Origin of the sequence: Aminobacter sp. Y103A (assembly GCF_030294925.1) — a bacterium.
Lineage (GTDB): Bacteria > Pseudomonadota > Alphaproteobacteria > Rhizobiales > Rhizobiaceae > Aminobacter > Aminobacter ciceronei.
Genome location: NZ_AP017986.1, coordinates 1,125,437 through 1,142,642, shown reverse-complemented (window position 1 = coordinate 1,142,642; position 17,206 = coordinate 1,125,437). Strand labels below are relative to the sequence as shown.

At 59.6% G+C, this 17,206-nt stretch carries 16 protein-coding genes and 1 pseudogene; 4 read left to right on the top strand and 13 right to left on the bottom strand.

Annotated elements, in window-relative coordinates:
* Positions 1–7 precede the first annotated feature (7 nt).
* Positions 8–439 (bottom strand): PIN domain-containing protein, encoded by a 432-nt coding sequence (locus Amn_RS05530; RefSeq protein WP_202296314.1) that lies wholly within the window; start codon positions 437–439, stop codon positions 8–10.
* Entirely contained in the window at positions 436–735 is a 300-nt protein-coding gene (locus Amn_RS05525; RefSeq protein ID WP_286295086.1) for a hypothetical protein, read from the bottom strand. The genes Amn_RS05530 and Amn_RS05525 overlap by 4 nt, the downstream gene beginning before the upstream one ends.
* Before the next feature lie 464 nt (positions 736–1,199).
* On the opposite strand from Amn_RS05525, the gene Amn_RS05520 reads away from it, so the two are divergent.
* The 3 genes and pseudogenes from Amn_RS05520 (at position 1,200) to Amn_RS05510 (ending at position 3,267) form a co-directional block, all read left to right on the top strand.
* Entirely contained in the window at positions 1,200–1,793 is a 594-nt protein-coding gene (locus tag Amn_RS05520; RefSeq protein ID WP_044551219.1) for a DUF6088 family protein, read from the top strand.
* Positions 1,786–2,800 (top strand): annotated as a pseudogene (locus tag Amn_RS05515) (nucleotidyl transferase AbiEii/AbiGii toxin family protein). The gene Amn_RS05520 and the pseudogene Amn_RS05515 overlap by 8 nt, the downstream one beginning before the upstream one ends.
* 80 nt (positions 2,801–2,880) lie before the next feature.
* The gene (locus tag Amn_RS05510) at positions 2,881–3,267 is read left to right on the top strand and encodes a 3'-5' exonuclease (protein WP_286295085.1); all 387 of its coding nucleotides are present in this window, start codon (positions 2,881–2,883) and stop codon (positions 3,265–3,267) included.
* 44 nt (positions 3,268–3,311) lie between these two features.
* Here the strand turns inward: Amn_RS05510 and Amn_RS05505 are convergent, their stop codons facing one another.
* The 7 genes from Amn_RS05505 to Amn_RS05475 form a co-directional block, all read right to left on the bottom strand.
* Positions 3,312–4,172 carry an ABC transporter permease gene (locus tag Amn_RS05505; protein WP_010913601.1) on the bottom strand — a complete coding sequence of 287 codons (861 nt, stop codon included), beginning with the start codon at positions 4,170–4,172 and terminating at the stop codon, positions 3,312–3,314.
* Positions 4,169–5,110 (bottom strand): ABC transporter permease, encoded by a 942-nt coding sequence (locus tag Amn_RS05500; RefSeq protein ID WP_010913600.1) that lies wholly within the window; start codon positions 5,108–5,110, stop codon positions 4,169–4,171. The genes Amn_RS05505 and Amn_RS05500 overlap by 4 nt, the downstream gene beginning before the upstream one ends.
* Positions 5,110–6,069, bottom strand: coding sequence for an ABC transporter ATP-binding protein (locus Amn_RS05495; RefSeq protein WP_199201504.1), 960 nt, complete (start codon positions 6,067–6,069; stop codon positions 5,110–5,112). Before Amn_RS05495 ends, Amn_RS05500 begins: the two co-directional genes overlap by 1 nt.
* A complete protein-coding gene (locus Amn_RS05490) occupies positions 6,066–7,097 on the bottom strand; it encodes an ABC transporter ATP-binding protein (RefSeq protein WP_202330545.1) in 1,032 nt (343 codons plus the stop codon). Before Amn_RS05490 ends, Amn_RS05495 begins: the two co-directional genes overlap by 4 nt.
* Positions 7,098–7,102: 5 nt before the next feature.
* The gene (locus Amn_RS05485; RefSeq protein WP_286295082.1) at positions 7,103–8,635 is read right to left on the bottom strand and encodes an ABC transporter substrate-binding protein; all 1,533 of its coding nucleotides are present in this window, start codon (positions 8,633–8,635) and stop codon (positions 7,103–7,105) included.
* Between the two features lie 218 nt (positions 8,636–8,853).
* Positions 8,854–9,645 carry a DeoR/GlpR family DNA-binding transcription regulator gene (locus tag Amn_RS05480; protein ID WP_286295080.1) on the bottom strand — a complete coding sequence of 264 codons (792 nt, stop codon included), beginning with the start codon at positions 9,643–9,645 and terminating at the stop codon, positions 8,854–8,856.
* 54 nt (positions 9,646–9,699) lie between these two features.
* Positions 9,700–11,406 (bottom strand): pyridoxal phosphate-dependent aminotransferase, encoded by a 1,707-nt coding sequence (locus tag Amn_RS05475; protein WP_286295078.1) that lies wholly within the window; start codon positions 11,404–11,406, stop codon positions 9,700–9,702.
* Positions 11,407–11,572: 166 nt separating this feature from the next.
* Here Amn_RS05475 and Amn_RS05470 point away from each other — a divergent pair, with 166 nt between their 5' ends.
* Positions 11,573–12,880 (top strand): alkaline phosphatase family protein, encoded by a 1,308-nt coding sequence (locus Amn_RS05470; protein WP_199201500.1) that lies wholly within the window; start codon positions 11,573–11,575, stop codon positions 12,878–12,880.
* A gap of 38 nt (positions 12,881–12,918) precedes the next feature.
* On the opposite strand, the gene asnB is transcribed toward Amn_RS05470, so the two are convergent.
* Genes asnB through Amn_RS05450 form a run of 4 tightly spaced genes read right to left on the bottom strand, consistent with a single transcriptional unit; the run spans position 12,919 to position 17,203 of the window.
* Positions 12,919–14,811, bottom strand: a complete 1,893-nt coding sequence (asnB, locus tag Amn_RS05465; protein WP_202296327.1) for an asparagine synthase (glutamine-hydrolyzing) — start codon at positions 14,809–14,811, stop codon at positions 12,919–12,921.
* 32 nt (positions 14,812–14,843) lie between these two features.
* Entirely contained in the window at positions 14,844–15,758 is a 915-nt protein-coding gene (locus Amn_RS05460) for a class I SAM-dependent methyltransferase (RefSeq protein WP_202296329.1), read from the bottom strand.
* Between the two features lie 30 nt (positions 15,759–15,788).
* Positions 15,789–16,388: a CDP-alcohol phosphatidyltransferase family protein gene (locus tag Amn_RS05455; RefSeq protein WP_286295071.1), complete on the bottom strand. Its 600-nt coding sequence runs from the start codon at positions 16,386–16,388 to the stop codon at positions 15,789–15,791.
* Positions 16,385–17,203, bottom strand: a complete 819-nt coding sequence (locus Amn_RS05450) for a phosphocholine cytidylyltransferase family protein (protein WP_286295070.1) — start codon at positions 17,201–17,203, stop codon at positions 16,385–16,387. The genes Amn_RS05455 and Amn_RS05450 overlap by 4 nt, the downstream gene beginning before the upstream one ends.
* Positions 17,204–17,206 lie beyond the last annotated feature (3 nt).

Genomic DNA, 17,206 nt, shown 5'->3' with positions numbered 1-17,206 from the left:
CGCCGCATCAGACCGCTCCGCGTATCGGATTGACGACCTTGAGCCCGGCAAAGTCTTTTTCGTTATCCGTTACCAGCACGCACTCGTTCGCTCCGGCGACAGTGGCGATGATCATGTCGAGCCCGCTGCGCGGCTTGCCGGCCAGTTTTCCTCCTGCCATCAGCCGCGCCCAGATCAGCCCTGCCTTGTCGTCGAACGAGAGGATGCGGCCCGCAAACAGCGCCTGCGGCCCCTCAGGCCCAGAGAACCAGTTGTCGAGTGCGTCGCGTTTTTTCCCGCGCGGCTTCTCCAGAACCCTGCGAAGAATTTCCGCAACGGTCAGCGAAGCGATGAACAAATCCTCGTCAGGCTGTCTCGACATCCATGCCAGGAGCGATTCCGAAGGCTGCGATTTGACGACATCGCTGATGATGTTGGTATCGAGGAGGTAGCGTGTCAAAGGTCGATCTTCCGCCCCTCTTCATGGGGGCGGGAAAGATCGAGGTCAGCTCCCACGAGCGGCGAACGACGCAATGCGGCGAGAATCCCGCCGAGCTTGGGTGGCTCGCCGGCGATGGTCTGGCTGACAGCAGCGCGCAGGCTAGAGGCATCCGGTCCATCTTCGGCCAGGCGGCGAGCCAAAGATCGAATGAGGTCGCGATCGGCATTGCGGCCAAGCACCTCGAAGCGCGCCAAGCCGCGCTCGCTGAGGCGAGATCGATAGTTTTGAATGGCGCGTTTTTGCGAGCTGCTCATAGCTGCCTCCGACTACAACACACATACATAATACATTCGACATACATCATAACTACAACAAGAAGGAACATACAGATCTAAATAGAAAGACAGTCTTCATTTCTCATTTCCAGTAATATAACCAGAATACTTGGTTTGATCAAGGTGCAGGCAGTCCGGGCAGTGCTCTCTTTCGGTTGAATGGCATCGGTGGGGGACGCGCGATATATGTTACGCGACGGTACTTTTTGACCAGCGTCGAGTTCTTGCGCTGACAAGAGAAATATCTCGGCGCCGACCAGAGGGCGTCGGCCCCAGGACGGGCGAGGCTCGTTCGGAGAACGGCGCGAAACAGGGATTGGTCGATTCGCGCGGCGATGATTGACCACAACGCCTGCTGGACGGGTTCCGCTTGCAGGTGCCCGTCGCTGCCCGCCTTGAAAAACTGTCAGAAAATCGCATACATTTCTGACAGGAGCATGGCCATGCAACGGTTGACCGAACAGATTCTTGCGCACGCGAAAGGGCTGCCAGAGGGCACGCCGGTCGCAGCTAAGAGCTTGCTTCACCTCGGGAATCGCGCCGCGGTGGATCAGGCATTGTCGCGTCTAGCCGAGCGCACGCAGTTGATCCGGGCGGGTCGCGGCGTCTATCTCCTTCCGGTCACGAGCAGGTTCGGCACCCGGGCTCCCTCCGTGGAGCAAGCGGTCGAGGCGCTTGCCAGCCAGCGCGGGGAGATCATCGTCACGAGTGGGGCCGTTGCCGCCAACACCCTCGGTCTCACGACACAGGTGCCGGTCCGGTCGGTCTATCTGACTTCCGGCCGCACCCGGAAGATGAGCCTCGGCAAGCAGGTCGTCGAGCTTCGCCACGCGCCTCGTTGGCAGCTCGCCATGGCGCATCGGCCCGCTGGCGAGGCGGTGCGAGCGTTGGCTTGGCTTGGGCCGGAGAAGGCTGAGGCCGCCCTCCAGACACTGAAGCGGAAACTCCCGCCGGGCGCCTTCAGCGAATTGGTCGCGGTAGCGCCGCAGCTTCCTACCTGGATGGCGCGCAGCGTGGGCAAGGCCGCACATGGCTGATCCCTTTCTCCACCTCCCGATCGAGGATCGGCGGGAGGCGCTCGGCGCGCGGCCGATCGGTCCGGCCGGCCGGCGCATCTCCTCGAGAAGGACGTGTGGGTGGTCTGGGCGCTCGCCACCTTTACGGCTCGGCGCTCGGCGAACATCTGGTGTTCAAGGGCGGCACGTCGCTGTCCAAAGCCTATCAGGTTATCCAGCGGTTTTCCGAGGACGTCGACCTAACATACGACATCCGGGCGATTGCACCCGACTTGGTGGGCGACGACGGCGAAGCGTTGCCGGAGACCCGTAGCGAGGAAAAACGCTGGTCCAGCGAGGTGCGCAAGCGCCTGCCCAATTGGGTTGAAGGAAGCGTTCAGCCGATCATCGCAGATGCGCTCGCGGCTGAAGCTTTGGCGGCCGCCATCCGCGTCGAGGGCGAGAAGCTGTTCATCGATTACGCAGCCGCGACGGCTGGCTCCGGCTATGTGGCGCCGAGCGTGATCCTCGAATTCGGAGCACGATCGACGGGCGAGCCCGCGAGCTTGCGCGACATCGCCTGCGACGCGTCTGGCCTGATCGAGGGCGTGACCTTTCCCACGGCTCGTCCACGCGTGATGCATGCGGAGCGAACCTTCTGGGAGAAGGCGACGGCCATCCATGTCTTCTGCCTGCAGGAGCGCCTGCGCGGCGATCGCTTTGCTCGTCACTGGCACGATGTCGCGCGGTTGGACGAAACCGGTTTTACCCCGTCCGCCTTTGCTGATCGCGATCTGGCGAACGCAGTGGCGCGCCACAAGACCATGTTCTTCGCCGAGAAAGCGCCCGATCGAACGCCCATCGATTACGCGGCGGCTGTCAACGGCGGTCTGCGGCTTGTGCCCGCAGGCGATGGTCTGAAGGCGCTTGAAGAGGACTACGCCCGCATGGTCAACGACGGGCTTCTTCTGGAAGACGCGGAGCCTTTCGAAGCGCTGATGGCGCGATGTGCCGATATCGCCGAGCGAGCCAATTACATCCGCGAATAGAAAAAACTGGGGGGACGGCGCCGTGCGAATTTCGCGGATCAAAATTACAAACTTCGCCAATCGGCGCGCTGCGGCCGGGAATGCTCGATGCGCTGATGGCGGCAGAGCAAAGCCTCGCCGATCAACGCGAACAGGTGGTGCGCATGTCGGCGGCGCTCGCTGTCGGCGGGCCGCTCGCCGACCTGGATCTGGCGAGCCTCGGTGGACGCGACGCGTCGCCTCTCCATCTTAATCTGTTGACGCCGCACTCGGCAAAGGGCTGCGAATATGATGTCGTGATCATGGCGGGACTCGATCTGGGCGGTTTGCCCTGGCGCAACGAGCAGCCGGCGGCGCGACGCGAAAGCCGACGGCTGTTCTATGTTGGCCTGACGCGGGCCCGCGACGAGATCCATATGCTGTATTCCGGTTACGTCGATACCGGCCGCGGGCGAAGGTTCGGCACCCCGTCCCGTGCAAGAGCGTAGCCGTCGACAAGTGTGGAGATCAGCTCCTTTGCATTGGGAAACCGTTATTTGAGGGTCGGGTCGAGCTTATCGCGCAACCAGTCGCCGAGGACGCTAACGGCAACGGCCGTGATGACAATGACGAGGCTTGGAGCGAGCAGCATCCAGGAGGCGCGGGTGATATACTCGCGGCCGGCCGCGACCATGACACCCAGGCTGGTCATCGGCGGCTGGACGCCGAGGCCGAGGAAGGAGAGTCCGCTTTCCACCAGGACGATTTCCGGAAAGGTCACCGTCGCCGCCACGAGAAGCGTCGCCGCGCTGTTGGGCAGGATATGCCGCAGATAGACACGCAGCGGATGGGCGCCGAGTTGGCGCGTTGCGCTCGCATAGCCCTGCGCGCTGGCGGTGATTGCCAGTCCTCGTGCCAACCGCGCATTCCGCTCCCAGCCATAAAGTCCCATCAGGGCGACGAACAGCGTCAGCGAATTACCGAAACAGGCGAGCATTGCCAGCGCCACGATTAGAAATGGTAGCGAAGCCTGTACGTCGATCATTAGCAGCAGGGCATGCTCGACGAGCCCGCGGAAATACGCGGCGATGAAGCCAATCCCGGTACCGACCAACACGCTGATCGCAGTGGCGCCGAAGGCGACCAGCAAGCTGGTGCGGATCGAGTAGAAAAGACGCGAGGCCACGTCACGGCCCAGATCGTCGGTTCCCAGGACGTGTAGCATCGTTCCGCCAAAGCCGACGGGCGGCGCCAGGCGATGGCGCAGGTCGATGGAAGTGATCTCATGGGGAGCCATCAGCGGCGCGGCGAGCGCCGTGAGGAGCATGAGGAGAACCCAGCCCACAGCAAGGAGTGTCGGCAGGTCCACCGAGCGAGGCGGCGGACGGTTGGTTTTTACAGTTGCCGTTTTCATTGCGATCCTGAGTTTGTTCCACGCAAGCGCGGATCGAACACGCCATAAAGCAGGTCCATCAGCAGGTTGGCCGACGTCATGGTCAGCGCCACGAGAAGGAGGATGACCTGCACCACGGCGAGATCACGGTTCGCAACCGAAACCACCAGCAATTGGCCGATGCCGGGCCAGCCGAAGACGCTTTCCACCAGTACGGCGCCCGCGACCTGGCCGCCGAGCATCAGGCCGAACAGCGTCAGCACAGGAATGATCGCATTCGGAAAGGCATGGTGGCGAACCACCTGCCGCCACGTCACGCCCTTGGCGCTGGCCGCCACGATGTAGAGCTGCGACAGAACTTCGATCATGGCGCTACGCGTGAAGCGCGCGATAATGGCCGCCCCGCCCAAACCAAGGGTGAGCACCGGCAGTACGAAGCTTTCCGGCCGATCCGCGCCGCCGGACGGGAACAGGCCGAGCGTCACGGAAAAGATCAGGATCAGCAATAGCCCGAGCACGAAGCTTGGCACGGTGAAGCCGAACACGGTCACCATCATCACCGATCGGTCGACCCAGGTGTCGCGATGCATGGCGGCGTAGGCGCCGACCGGAATGCCGATCAGCATCGTGAGCGCCAGTGCCGGCAGCATCAGCGCCAATGTCAGGGGCGCGCGCTCGAACACAAGCTGCAGGGCCGGTTTTCCAGCTAGCATGGAATTCCCGAAATCGCAGTGAAGTGCCGCCAGGACATAGCGAACATATTGCACATACAGAGGCTGATCGAGCCCCCAATGCCGGCGAAACGCCTCAAGATCCGGGGCGCGGGCGCTGGGACCGAGTATCTGCAGCGCCGGGTCTCCAGAGGCCCGCAGCACCACGAATGTAAAGGTCACCACGACCAGGATCGACAGGCCGGCACGCAGGATCTTGGGGCCGGCGAAACGAAACACAGCACTCATCAATGCCTCACCAAATGGCAGGCGACCTGCCGTTCCGATCCTAGCGGCAGGAGTTCGGGCAGGCTCTGGCGGCAGACATCGCGCGCAAGTGGACAGCGTGGATGAAACGGGCATCCGCTCGGCCGATCGGTGGGGCTCGGCGGTTCGCCTGGCAACGCCACATAATGATCGAATCCGCCCGGAAGCCTCGGCATGGCCGAGACGAGCGCCTGCGTATAGGGATGGGCGGGTTGATCGATAATGGCGTCGGCGCGCCCCTGCTCGACGACGCGACCAAGATACATGACGACGATCCGGTCGCTGACATGGCGAACGACCCGCAAGTCATGGCTGATGAACAAGAGGCCGAGCCCGAGCTCCTGCTGAAGATCCATGAGCAGATTGACGATTTGCGCCTGGACGGACACGTCGAGCGCCGAGACCGGCTCATCGCAAACCAGAAGCGAGGGTTTTGGCGCGAGCGCCCGGGCAAGCACGACGCGTTGGCGCTGGCCGCCGGAAAGCTGATGCGGATAGAGCACGCCATGGTCTTCGCCGAGGCCGACGCCGTGGAGAAGCTCGGCCACACGTTGCTTGCGGCTTGCCGGATCGCCAATCCCGTGAATCGCCAGCGGCTCGGCGATGAGAGCGCTGACAGTCATTCGGCGATCAAGCGCTGCCAAGGTGTCCTGAAAGACCAGCTGCATCTGGCGCCGCTGCGCGCGCCACCTGTTGCTGTCGATGCGCGGCAGCGGCAAACCCTGAAACAGCACACCTCCGCTGTCCGGCGGCTCCAGACCGAGCGCAATATGGCCGGTGGTGGACTTGCCGCATCCGGATTCGCCGACAATGCCGGTCGTCCGGCCCATCTCGACATCCAGCGACACGCCATCGACTGCAACAAGATATTTCCGCGGTCCGTAGAGTGGCGAGCCGAGCGGAAAGCGACGGGTGATGTTGTTGAGACGCAGCAGGGTCATTGATACGTGCCGGCGTCCAAACGAAGGCAACGCACCGAATGCCGCGCGGCGACCTGCCGCGGTTCCGGTCGGCTCGTGCGACATGCCGCGATCGCGTGCCGGCAGCGCGGCGCATAGGCGCATCCCGGCGACAGATTGCGTTGTGGCGGCGCGCCGGCAATGGCGGTCAACCGCATGCGCGGACCGTGCGAGGGCGGAATGGCACCGATCAGGTCGCGTGTATAGGGGTGCTGCGGCGCGGTCAGAAGCGTGTGTTTCGGTGCCGTTTCGACGATCTGGCCCGCATACATGACGCATGCCCGGTCACAGACGGCCGCCACCGCGGCGAGATCATGGCTGATCATGACCAGCGCCATGCCTGTGTCGCGTTGAATATCTTTGAGCAGCAGCAGGATCTGCGCCTGCACGGTAGCGTCGAGCGCGGTCGTTGGCTCATCGGCGATCAGCAGTTCGGGCCGGCCGGCGAGCGCGATGGCAATCATCACCCGCTGGTTCTGGCCGCCCGACAGTTCGTGGGGGTACGCGTTGAGCCTGCTTGCCGCAGCGGCTATCCCGACCTGGTCGAGCAGGCGGCAGGCCTGGGCACGGGCGGCGGCACCGCTGAGGCCACGGTGCAGGCGAAGCGCTTCGGTGATCTGCGCGCCGATGCGATGCACCGGGTTCAGCGCGCTGGCCGGATCCTGGAAGATCATGGCAATGCGTCCGCCGCGCACCCGATCCAAAACGGATTGTCGTGCGCCCACAAGATCGAGATCACCAATCCTGGCCTCGCCCCCGATCTCGGCGGATTTCGGCAGCAGGCCAAGAACCGCCCGCCAGGTCACGGACTTGCCGCAGCCGGATTCGCCAACGATACCCAAGGCCTCGCCTTTGTTCACAGCGAGATCGACACCGTGCAGCACAGGCACATCGCCGAACGCCACCCTCAAGCCAGCAATGCTGATGGCAGGTTTGGTGGCGGAAGCCCCGACGCCATGAGCCGGCAACAGCGCGGCGCCCGCGCTGTTCTGGAAAGACTTATGCAGCATGGAACTCAGGCCACCGGCTCAGGCGGCATCTTCGGACCGAGATACATTTGCGGCAACGGGTTGGGCTGCCAGCTGACATCCGCCTGCTGCCCATAGATAAAGGGCATGGAATGCAGCGGCGTGATGCAAGGGTCCTCGATCTCGACAATGTCCTGCATCCGTTTGAAGGCCGCCTGGCGCTTGGCGAGATCGGTCGTCGTTTCAAGCTCGTGACCGCGCGCGTTAAACTCGGCATTGGTCCAGCCGCCTGTTGACTGGAGGTCATTGGTCGGACCGATAATCTGCCACAGCATGGAAACGGGATCGGCGTAGAAGGCGCCGCCGGACGTGTCATTGATGCCGCCAATGTCGCCGACCTGCGTCCAGTTTTCACACATGATCAGCTTGACGTTGATTCCGGCAGCCTTCCACATCTCGACAAGCGCCTGGTTCTCGGCGAGCTGCATCGGATAATAGGTGCCGACGGAAGGGTATGGGATTTCCTCACCTCTGTAGGATGACTTGGCGAGCAGTTCCTTGACCTGCGCCGGATCATAGGACACCCCCTTGCGGTTGGGGTCGTTGATCTCGCCGAAGATCGGTAGCTGCCAGCTGGTCAGCGCTTTCGCCCGGCCGTCCCAGAGGCCGTCCGCCAGCGCACCGCGATCGATAGCGAGAGCGAGCGCGCGACGCAGATCGACATCTTTCAGGATGGGAGTCCTGAGCGGAGCAAATGTGAGAAAGCGGAACCACATGGCTTCGCCACCAACAATCGAGAGGCCGTTGACACCCTCAATTTCGGCAATGTGGTCCGGAGTGATGTCTGTGACGATATCGTAATCGCCCGACTTCAGTCCGGCGATGCGCGCGGCGATTTCCGGCAGCCGCTTGAAGCGGATCGAGGCAAATGGCGGCTGGCCTCCCCAATATTCGTCGTGCGCCACCAGTGTGATCTCGTCCCCATTGCGGACCTCGCCGATCTTGTAAGGGCCGGTGCCGATCGGCTTCGCCGCCCAGGCGTCATAGCTGCTGGCGCCAGCCCGTGCTCTGGCGCTGATGATCTGCGTGCCCCACGCGCCGAGCCGCTGGGCGAAGACCGGATCCTCTGTCCTGGTGATCAAACGGACAGTGCGATCATTGATCTTCTGCACATCGGCAAGCGAGGAGAGGAAGTTGGCAAACACGGCCGCGCCCGGCGCATTTTCGCCGCGCAGTCGATCCGGCCCGAGCGAGAAGACAACGTCATCCGCCGTCATTGTGGAACCGTCATGAAACTTCACATTGTCGCGCAACGTGATCTCATGGATCGTGGCGTCAATTTGCTTCAATGATGTCGCGAGCGCGAAATTCAGGCGAAAATTGTCGTTGTAGTCGGTCCGTAAAAGCTGATCGAAAATGCTGTATTGCACCCGCCAGGAAACGTTGGCGATGGAGGAGCCGTCCACCGGTTCCAGAATTGTGCGCAGGTCCTGAACGGCAATATTGAGGTTCGGCCGCCGGCCGGTTGCCGCCATGATCGTGTTCGGCAATGCTATTGCGCCAGCCGCCATGGCGGTCATGCCGAGAAATCTGCGACGTGTCGTTTGCATATCAAAATCCCCTCTCTTTCAGTCGGGATGACAATCGGAGCGAATGAAATCCGCTCCCGAGACGGGATGAGACATAGCGCGGTTATGTGACGGTTTTTTGCAGGTTTGAGACGGATTGTGTTGGTTATTGAAATAAATGGAAAAAATGTTTCACGATTGGGGCAGCCGTGCGGGCTGAAAGAAGAGGATCAAGTAGAGACCAGTGCGGGGTTGTGACGGTTTTTCGGATATAGAACTTCAACACCGGCGGCTTCGATCTTGTCCAGCATGTCCGATGCAGGCCTCCGGTCGGTGATGATCGCGGTAATCGCCGAATGGGGCAGGATGCGGTAGCGCGCCGACAAGCCGAATTTGCTGTGATCGGCGAGAATGACAATTTTCCGTGCTTGCTCGCAGAGCGTCGCAGCAAGCTCCTGTCCGACCTGTTCATGGTCGAAGACGCCATTCGGATGCACCGCATTGACGCCGATAAATGCGATGTCGATCTGCTGTTCGCGGAGTGTACGCAAGGCGGTGAATCCGGTTACGGTCCGGAAATCGACATTGAAATCGCCCCCCAGCATGACAACGCGATGCCGATAGCCTTCGGCCGCGGCGATGGCAGTATCGACCATGTTGGTGACGACGCGCATTTCCGGGAGGGCCGATATGCGGCTGGCCAACGACAGAATGGTGCTGCCGCCCCCGAAGAAGAGATTCTGACCGGGCTTCAGAAGACCCAGGGCGATCTCAGCGATGGTGCTTTTTTCCGCGCGCTCGGAAACAGCTCGCGATGAGATGGCCAGCAGCTTTGGCTGTTGCGTTGCGACCGCGCCACCATGGACCCGTGCGACCAAGCCATCCTGCTCGAGCCGTTTGATATCCCGCCGCGCAGTCTCTTCTGAAATATTGAACCGCTGCATCAAATCTCGGATGCGCACTTCGCCATTCGCCTGGATGATTTCAACGAGCCTTTTATGACGATTGTAACTAAGCGACATGCTTCTCTCTCTCGCGGCATTCGAAAAAAGACTATTCAGTTCGCTGCGCAAATGTCACGTCAGGGCGTCACTCTCAGAGGCCGTTGAGCGGCTTAAGGTGCGCCGCAGAGCTTTTGCCAGCCTTTCGTTTTCCGTCCGACTTCGAACCGTCAGGCGCAGATATCGATCTGCGTCGTTCATGGCTTGATAGCCGCATTCTCTTACGAGGACGGATTCGAACAGAACGAGGCGGCGCTTGAGCTCGGCAGCGGATAGCGAATTTTCAGGCAGCCGGCACAAGATGAAATTCGTTTGCGAAGGTACGACGTCGAGGCCCGGTACCGTCCGCAGCTCCTCGATGAACAGCTCTCTATCTTCTCGCAACATGTCTAGACTGTGTTCCAATTCCTCTGCGAATTCGGGAAGCAGGAACAGTGTGTATTCCGCAATGCCGTTAATGTTCCACAGCGGCAGTTTCCGGCGCACGGCGGCAACGAGGGTGGGATCGCCAGCCATTAGGTAGGCGAGCCGGATTCCGCCAAGTCCGAAGACCTTTCCAAGGCTCTTCACCACGATCAAATTGGCACAGGACGGAACCAGATTCTCAACGCTGTTTGGTCGGCCATCAGCGGGAAAATCAATGAACGATTCATCCACGATCAGCCGTCGCCCTCGAGATCCTAGGGCCTCCGCCAGCCATGCCACGTCAGCATGATCAACAAGTCGACCGGTCGGATTGTTTGGATTTACAACGATTGCCGTATCCGCGCCTGTCGCCAGTACGAATTCCAGGAAAGCTCGAACGTCGAGATCGAAATAGGGCGGGGTGAGGACGAAGTTGTTCTTTTGTTCGTCATCGAGAGGTGTTTGAAAGCCGGCGAACGTCGGCACGGGAATCGCGATTGTTGGGTTCAGCGTTGAATAGAGCGCCTGGATGAGGTCGGTCACCCCGTTTCCGACTGCAATAAAGTCCGGCTGCTGCGAGGTCATCGTGCCAACAACTGAAGCGATATCGATCTGCTGAGAAGGATAGCATGTCAACACGCCTTCGAGCCTCGCCGCCAGCCGATCGTAAAAAGTCTTGGGAGGGAAGCGGGTATTGCAAAGAAGCATGTGCTCGGCGATTGGCTTGCGCCAATAACCTCCGACGCTCGTTTCCAGACGCCGCAGCACGTTCTCCTTGTCACACCGAAATTCCGCGATGGATGCGTCGACACCGTCGCAAATATCGAGCAGCTTGGAGCCGGCAGTCAGCACATTGCCAGGCAACGCTACGTCCAGCTGGGACAGGCCCGCGACTAACCTGCTGAAGGCCTGATGCAGAGATGCCGCGGCGCGGCTTTCGGCCAGAAGATTGCGTAGAACATCAGCACTCAATCGATAAATCCCGGTCGGCGCGTCGGGCCGCCAAGCGGAGCCGCGCAAACCCTTGTTGGTATTGATACCGTCAAGAACCTCACTGTCGAAAAGCGGTGTTCCCCATATCAGGAGAGTATCGCCATCATGTTGGCGGAACTTCTCAATGAGATCGCCGTCATGCGCGTCGTGCCACGAAAGCGTATTTGTGCTGTCCTGCAGGCGGAACCCATCGAATGTGCCGCTACTCAAGTTTTCAACGAGAGTGACATCTTCAATGCCGTTTTCGACACAGGCGTTGACGAGACGGTCCAAGAGCGGCTGACCGTTGATAGGAACCAACGGTGCATCGTAGCTGCCACTCCACAGATGTATTTTTGGCCCTGCGAAATCGAGGATAAAAATAGCACGGGTCGTATCGGCCATCTCGGACTCCTTTCTTCTGAAGGAAGCAAAAAGAGCGCGTAGAAGCGCCCATTCCCAAAATCAAAACGACCCACTGGCGCTCGAAGTATCCCGTGATGCGTTCATACCGGCGTCATCCGAAGCCTATAGGGGGCTTTGGTTTCGATCGGTCTCTTCCAGGTGCAACATGACCCACACCAATCCATCCAGGCCTACCGCTCGTTTTCAGACGCCTGCCTCGATAAAGCCGCGCGCTCCTACGAAAGCGATTCTGATCCTCATGGACGGCGTAAGCGCGGACTATTTCGAAAAGCACAAACATCGGTTGCCGACGCTTCTTCGTTTGGCAGGAGACGGTCTGTCCATCACTCGCCTGCGCTCAACGGTGCCGGGAACGTCGATGCCGGGGCGCGCAAGCATGCTAACCGGCGCGGCGCCTCAAGCGAACGGGATCTACGGAAACCACATTGTGCGAGATGGCTCGTTTGTCTGCGCCGACGCGTCTGATCTGCGGGTTCCGACCATTGCAAAGCTTGCCAAAAATAGCGGGCTTGATGTCGCGTCCATCGGCGCTGGGTTGATCGACCCAGCCGATTGCGATGTCTTCGTGCCGGCCTGGTGGGAACGAGGGTTTCTCCAGGGAAGCCGGTCATTTAAGAGCCTGCCCGAAAACCGCATCGCTCGCTCGCGCATGATCAAAGATCCAAATGGGCGGTTGCGAGCCGCCGGCGTGCTCGATCTCTTCGGCTTCCCGTCCAGTAGCGACACCGTTGCGAGCACTGCTCTCGTTGCGGGCCTGGCCGCGGATCATCTCATGATCGGGGCTGCAGGAGCGCTGGCTTGCTCGGAGAACCCGCCTGATCTCATTTTGACCGAGATCGACATGACGGATTCGATTCAGCATCAGTTCGGATACGAAAGCGAGGCGGCACATTGGTCTATCGCCGCGGCCGACATGATGATTGGCGCTCTCATCGAAGGACTGAGGCGAGTCGGGCGGAAAGACGATTACGCGATCGTAGTCGCAAGTGACCATGGACATAGCGCCGTCCACACAACCATTTATCCGGATGCGATCATCCCTGACTTGCTTTGGGAAAGTGAAGGAGCGACGCTCCATGTCCTGGTTGACGGAGCTCATGACCGCAGAATCGCAGACGGACTGTTGGCGCGCTTCCAAGTGGAGCCGTGGTCGAGCGACCATGTTCCGGTAAATGAACGCGATTGCATAGCGACCTATGTCGCACCTCCTGGACACTCCTTCGAGGAGACCGTTGGAGACACGCAAGAAGCTGGCCCGACGGGCAGACCTCGATACTTGTCCACCCACGGTTTTCGACCGGGCAGCGCGGAGGACGATCGGATATGCCTGTTGAGCATCCCTGGAATGCAACCTTGCAATATTGCCTGGGGCTCCGCTGAAGAGTTCACGCCAACCATTGCTCAGATCTTGGGATTGTCCGACGCCCCGTTTTCGGCAAGGGGTCTTCTGTAACATGCCCGCAAGCGACCGCCTGCGGGCTCGCATATTCGTCATGAGAATACCTCTTTGAAGAATATCCCAAGGTTGGCCAACAGCCAGAACTTCCGACCAAACGAGTCTGAAGGATTTCGTCGTCCGGCCTCGAACCAACGCCGCAAAGCAGCAGGATCGAACAAATCTCCCAGTGGAGAGTCCTTATCAAATAGCAGCCTTCGATATTCCGTTGCTCCCTCGCCAACGGCCCACTGACCCAGTGGCAGCGGAAATCCCATCTTTTTGCGAGATAGAACAGATCTGGGCAAGACGCTCCGGTATTCCCTTCTTAAGGGGAATTTTGAGACATCGAGACGTTCGCTGAAGGAAGCAACCGGATGCCACAGTGCCTGGACCGAAGCGATTGGAGACCTCCACCTCAACCGCTGTGAGCCGGGCATCGCCATTGCGGCGGTAACGAGCTGGTGATCGGTATAAGGAACGCGAGCTTCAAGCCCAGCTGCCATTGTGGTGTTGTCAACCATTTCCAGCAATGCGGGCAAATGCGTAGAGACGAGAACATATGAGATCTTGCTAAAGAAATCTCCGCCGGCCTCTGCAAATTGAGTCGAGAAGTGATCGAACAGAGCCATCTCGTGCTCCCTTCGTACCCGCCCATCGATGACAAGCGAGCGGATTTCATCGGTCGGGAAGTAGCTGTAACGCGCCAGGAAGAACTGCAATTGACTGCCATGGACGTCGAGTCCGAGGCGCCGGCGTGCGACCTGGGCAAGAGCACGTGGTAATGCGGCGATGATCTTGCTTCGATTGTAATCATACGGCGTACGGAACAATCGGCTGTAGCCAGCAAAAATCTCATCGGCCCCCTCGCCGGTGAGGACGACCTTATGCTCCTTCGAAATCGCCTTTGCGAGCGTAAACATTGCGATTTCGTTATGCATCCCAAGCGGATGTCCGCGCAGGCGAACCAGCTCTGACACAGCGTAGATATCGGAAGGTTCTCCAATTGGGACGACCCGGTGAGTGAGCCCAAATTCTGCGGCGACCTCCATCGCATAGGCCGTCTCGTCATAATCGGCGGTCTCGACCTTGCCGGTATAGCAGATCGGACGGATTTGGGAGCGGGTGGACGCCTCATAGGCGAGGATGCTCGAGTCAAGTCCACCGGACAACAATGCGGCGACCGGTACGTCAGACACCAGCTGACGTTCGACGGCGCTTCCAAATAGTCTCCTTATGTCGGAATAGTCCGGCTTCGATCGCGAAATGCGCTCCGACAGATTCCACCAACGTTCGGACGTGTGTCGCCCGTTCCTTATTGCGAGGAGATGGCCGGGCTCTAACTTGGAGATCCCGGCGAACAGCGTCCTGGCACCGACAACCGCGCGATAGGAAAGAAAACTGAGCGCGCCGATGATGTCGGGTCCGCGCATGACGCCCGGCCAGCGAATGAGAGCGTTCGGCTGCGACGCAAAGAGAAGGCCAACATCGCAGATCGTGTAGTAAAGGGGTTTTACCCCCAAACGATCTCGGGCGATGAGAGCAAGCGAGTTCCGGGGATCGAAAAGCGCGAAGGCAAACATCCCGTCAAGGCGGTTTAAGAATGACTTTCCCCAAGCAATATAGCTAAGAATTAGAACCTCGGTGTCGGACACCGTCGAAAAGGAAAAACCCATATCCCTCAATTCAGCTCTAATTTCCCGATAGTTGAATATCTCGCCGTTGTACGTCACCACAACTCCGGTATTGTCATCGCGATAGGGCTGATTGGCGCGAGAATGAGCGTCGACAATCGATAGCCGTCGATGCGCGAATGCGACCGATTGATCAATGTATAGGCCGCTGGCATCAGGCCCGCGATGAGCGAGAGCCTCAGCGCAACGCTCAACGGCCTCAGCACAAACGGGTGTTCCCTCGTTTTTGAGGACTATCCCAAAGATTCCGCACATTGGGGTCGCTCTCTTGGCACGAATAACGCCAACTACGTGCTCGGCTTTTCGCCGATCATCTGGATGCAGCCATCGCCGAACCAGAAGCGGGCCAGCGGGTGGTCATAATGACGGTACATCGGAGCGAGAAAGCGCCGAAGATTATGGAAATTTTTTGTATACCTTGAGATCCTGCGGATCTTCTCGAAGCCGCACTCGCCATACCAGCCTCGGATTTGCACCTCTGTGAATGCGAACCCGTGATAGGTCGGCGCCTGGAAACGATCCCGGATCGTCACGAACAAATCATCGTCAAAAAGACTCCGAAAGAATTCGTTTTCGCCGGGTATATATTCTTTCTCTTCGCCGTCCTTTATTCGCAACAGCCAGTTGATGGCTTCGCGTGCGGTGGATGCATCCAGATTGTCAATGGAACTGCGGAATTGTTCGTCGCTTTGGTAGAGTTCTCGCAAGTGATTGATGCATCGGTAAATGACGCCGTTGGCGGTACCCATAATCGTCAAAAAGAAGCTGCCGCCGGGGCGGGTTACACGGGCAAGCTCTTCAAAGCCTTTTTTCGGATTGCTGGTGTGCGGCAAAACCCCTGCGCAATGGACAAAATCGAAACTGAAGTCGTCAAACGGCAGATCGAGCACACTGCCAGCGACCAGTTCCGAGCGCGGCCCAAATCGGCTGAGCCGTTTGCGCGCGCAATCCATCCAATCATTGCTCAATTCAAGCGAAACAACGTTTCGTGCCCCCTTGTCGAGAAACGCATAGGACGCATTCGCGTTGGAGCCGCAGCCCGCATCCAGGACATCAAGGCCGCGGAAGCTACCGGTTGGCAGGCCGAAATATTCCTCCTCGATTAGAGAGACCAACCTGTCGAATATGTGGTCATCGTTCTCCTGCTGGCGCTGGTAGCGATCAAAGACGGTGCGAGTTTCGACCTCGAAAGAGCTTTCCATGTATTCTCTTCCCTATGGCTACAAACTGATTCACGCTGTGAGCAAGGCGACAGATCCGGCTGCGGCGAGTGTAAGGTTGCCCAAGCGCAATGCACTGCCGGTACCCGGAAATTTGAAGTTTGAAAGATGCAGGACCGACAGCACAAACCCTGCACCGATCAATAGGTTGCCCAGGCCTTGCACCGGCAAGTGATGGTCGGCGACGAAGAGGAACGCCAACACGAAGAGATTATTGTTCAACGGCAATCCTCTGCCGAATCCGTCAGCGTCCAGTCCGAACGTCGAAAAATAGCTGAGGCGCAGAGCCCCTGACAGGATGAGGCAGTTGGCAGCCAACAATGCGAGAACGGAGAACGCGTTGAAGGACAAAATCAGAACCGCTGGAAAGACGGCTGCGTAGACCAAATCAAGCAGCCCGTCCAACGCGCCACCCAGCTGTGCCATCAAAGCGGACCGGTTCGGGGAACTCTTCGCGACCATGCCGTCGGCATCATCTGCCAAAAGAGCCCACAAGCCGAAACAGATGCCAATCTCGAAGCGCCCGATCAAAGCAAAGTAGATCGCCGTGGTGGCCAATATCAGCCCAAGGGCTGTAATGGCATTTGCAGCGTCGAACAGATAGCGGATCATCCTCCTACCCCCGCCACGGCGGCCGGCGCGTCGGCACTATGTCTGTGAGGTCGCTCGAGGGCGAAAATCCTTTCCGCCACCCGCAGGTCCTGTTCACTGTCGATCTCGTACCATCGCAAATCGTCACATCGCGCCGCGGCGAGTTGCAGTCCGCGCTGCTCGATGAGATGCGCGAGCAGCTCCTCGGTATAGGCTTTGATTGCGCCCGAGCCGATCAGGTCGTGGAGGACCGGGACGATCACCGTTTGGAGTTCGGCGCCAGAGAACCGGATGAGGTTCATCATCTTGAAGAGCACCGGGGTGCCTGATGCCAGATTTGCCGCCGTCTGCTTCAACCGGACTTCGGATATGACGCCGTCGCTGGAAAGGACGGCCGCGGATCCTTCCATGGATGGATCGAAGGGCGCGACCGCAGCGGCATTGGGCGCCTCGACCCTGATCAGGTGGCGCAGTGCATCTTCTTCGAAGAAGACGTCACCTTCGAGGAGATAACAGTCGCCGGAAAGAAGCGTGTCGCGTGCCAGCCAGAGCGAGTACGCGCTCCCTGTCTTGTCGAAGACCGAGGACTCGACATAGTTGATGTCAAGTCTGCCGAAGCGTTCGCCACACGCATGGCGAATGGCATCCTTGCGATAGCCGACAACAATCGTCACCTCTTCAACTCCCACCGTCTGAAGGTTCCACAGTGCATTGTGAAGTATCGGTGTGCCGTTGACTTCGACGAGGGGCTTGGGACACAGATCGGTCAGCGGACGCAGGCGGGAGCCGAAGCCGGCAGCGAGAATGACGGCTTTCCTGGGAGCAGCGGGAGGCATCTC

Coding starts and splice junctions, on each gene's coding strand:
- Amn_RS05520 (WP_044551219.1), top strand. CDS start 1,200: ATGCAACGGTTGACCGAACAGATTCTTGCGCACGCGAAAGGGCTGCCA.
- Amn_RS05525 (WP_286295086.1), bottom strand. CDS start 735: ATGAGCAGCTCGCAAAAACGCGCCATTCAAAACTATCGATCTCGCCTC.
- Amn_RS05450 (WP_286295070.1), bottom strand. CDS start 17,203: ATGCCTCCCGCTGCTCCCAGGAAAGCCGTCATTCTCGCTGCCGGCTTC.
- Amn_RS05455 (WP_286295071.1), bottom strand. CDS start 16,388: ATGATCCGCTATCTGTTCGACGCTGCAAATGCCATTACAGCCCTTGGG.
- Amn_RS05490 (WP_202330545.1), bottom strand. CDS start 7,097: ATGCTGCATAAGTCTTTCCAGAACAGCGCGGGCGCCGCGCTGTTGCCG.
- asnB (WP_202296327.1), bottom strand. CDS start 14,811: ATGTGCGGAATCTTTGGGATAGTCCTCAAAAACGAGGGAACACCCGTT.
- Amn_RS05485 (WP_286295082.1), bottom strand. CDS start 8,635: ATGACCGCCATGGCGGCTGGCGCAATAGCATTGCCGAACACGATCATG.
- Amn_RS05475 (WP_286295078.1), bottom strand. CDS start 11,406: ATGGCCGATACGACCCGTGCTATTTTTATCCTCGATTTCGCAGGGCCA.
- Amn_RS05500 (WP_010913600.1), bottom strand. CDS start 5,110: ATGAGTGCTGTGTTTCGTTTCGCCGGCCCCAAGATCCTGCGTGCCGGC.
- Amn_RS05460 (WP_202296329.1), bottom strand. CDS start 15,758: ATGGAAAGCTCTTTCGAGGTCGAAACTCGCACCGTCTTTGATCGCTAC.
- Amn_RS05510 (WP_286295085.1), top strand. CDS start 2,881: ATGCTCGATGCGCTGATGGCGGCAGAGCAAAGCCTCGCCGATCAACGC.
- Amn_RS05470 (WP_199201500.1), top strand. CDS start 11,573: ATGACCCACACCAATCCATCCAGGCCTACCGCTCGTTTTCAGACGCCT.
- Amn_RS05495 (WP_199201504.1), bottom strand. CDS start 6,069: ATGACCCTGCTGCGTCTCAACAACATCACCCGTCGCTTTCCGCTCGGC.
- Amn_RS05480 (WP_286295080.1), bottom strand. CDS start 9,645: ATGTCGCTTAGTTACAATCGTCATAAAAGGCTCGTTGAAATCATCCAG.
- Amn_RS05505 (WP_010913601.1), bottom strand. CDS start 4,172: ATGAAAACGGCAACTGTAAAAACCAACCGTCCGCCGCCTCGCTCGGTG.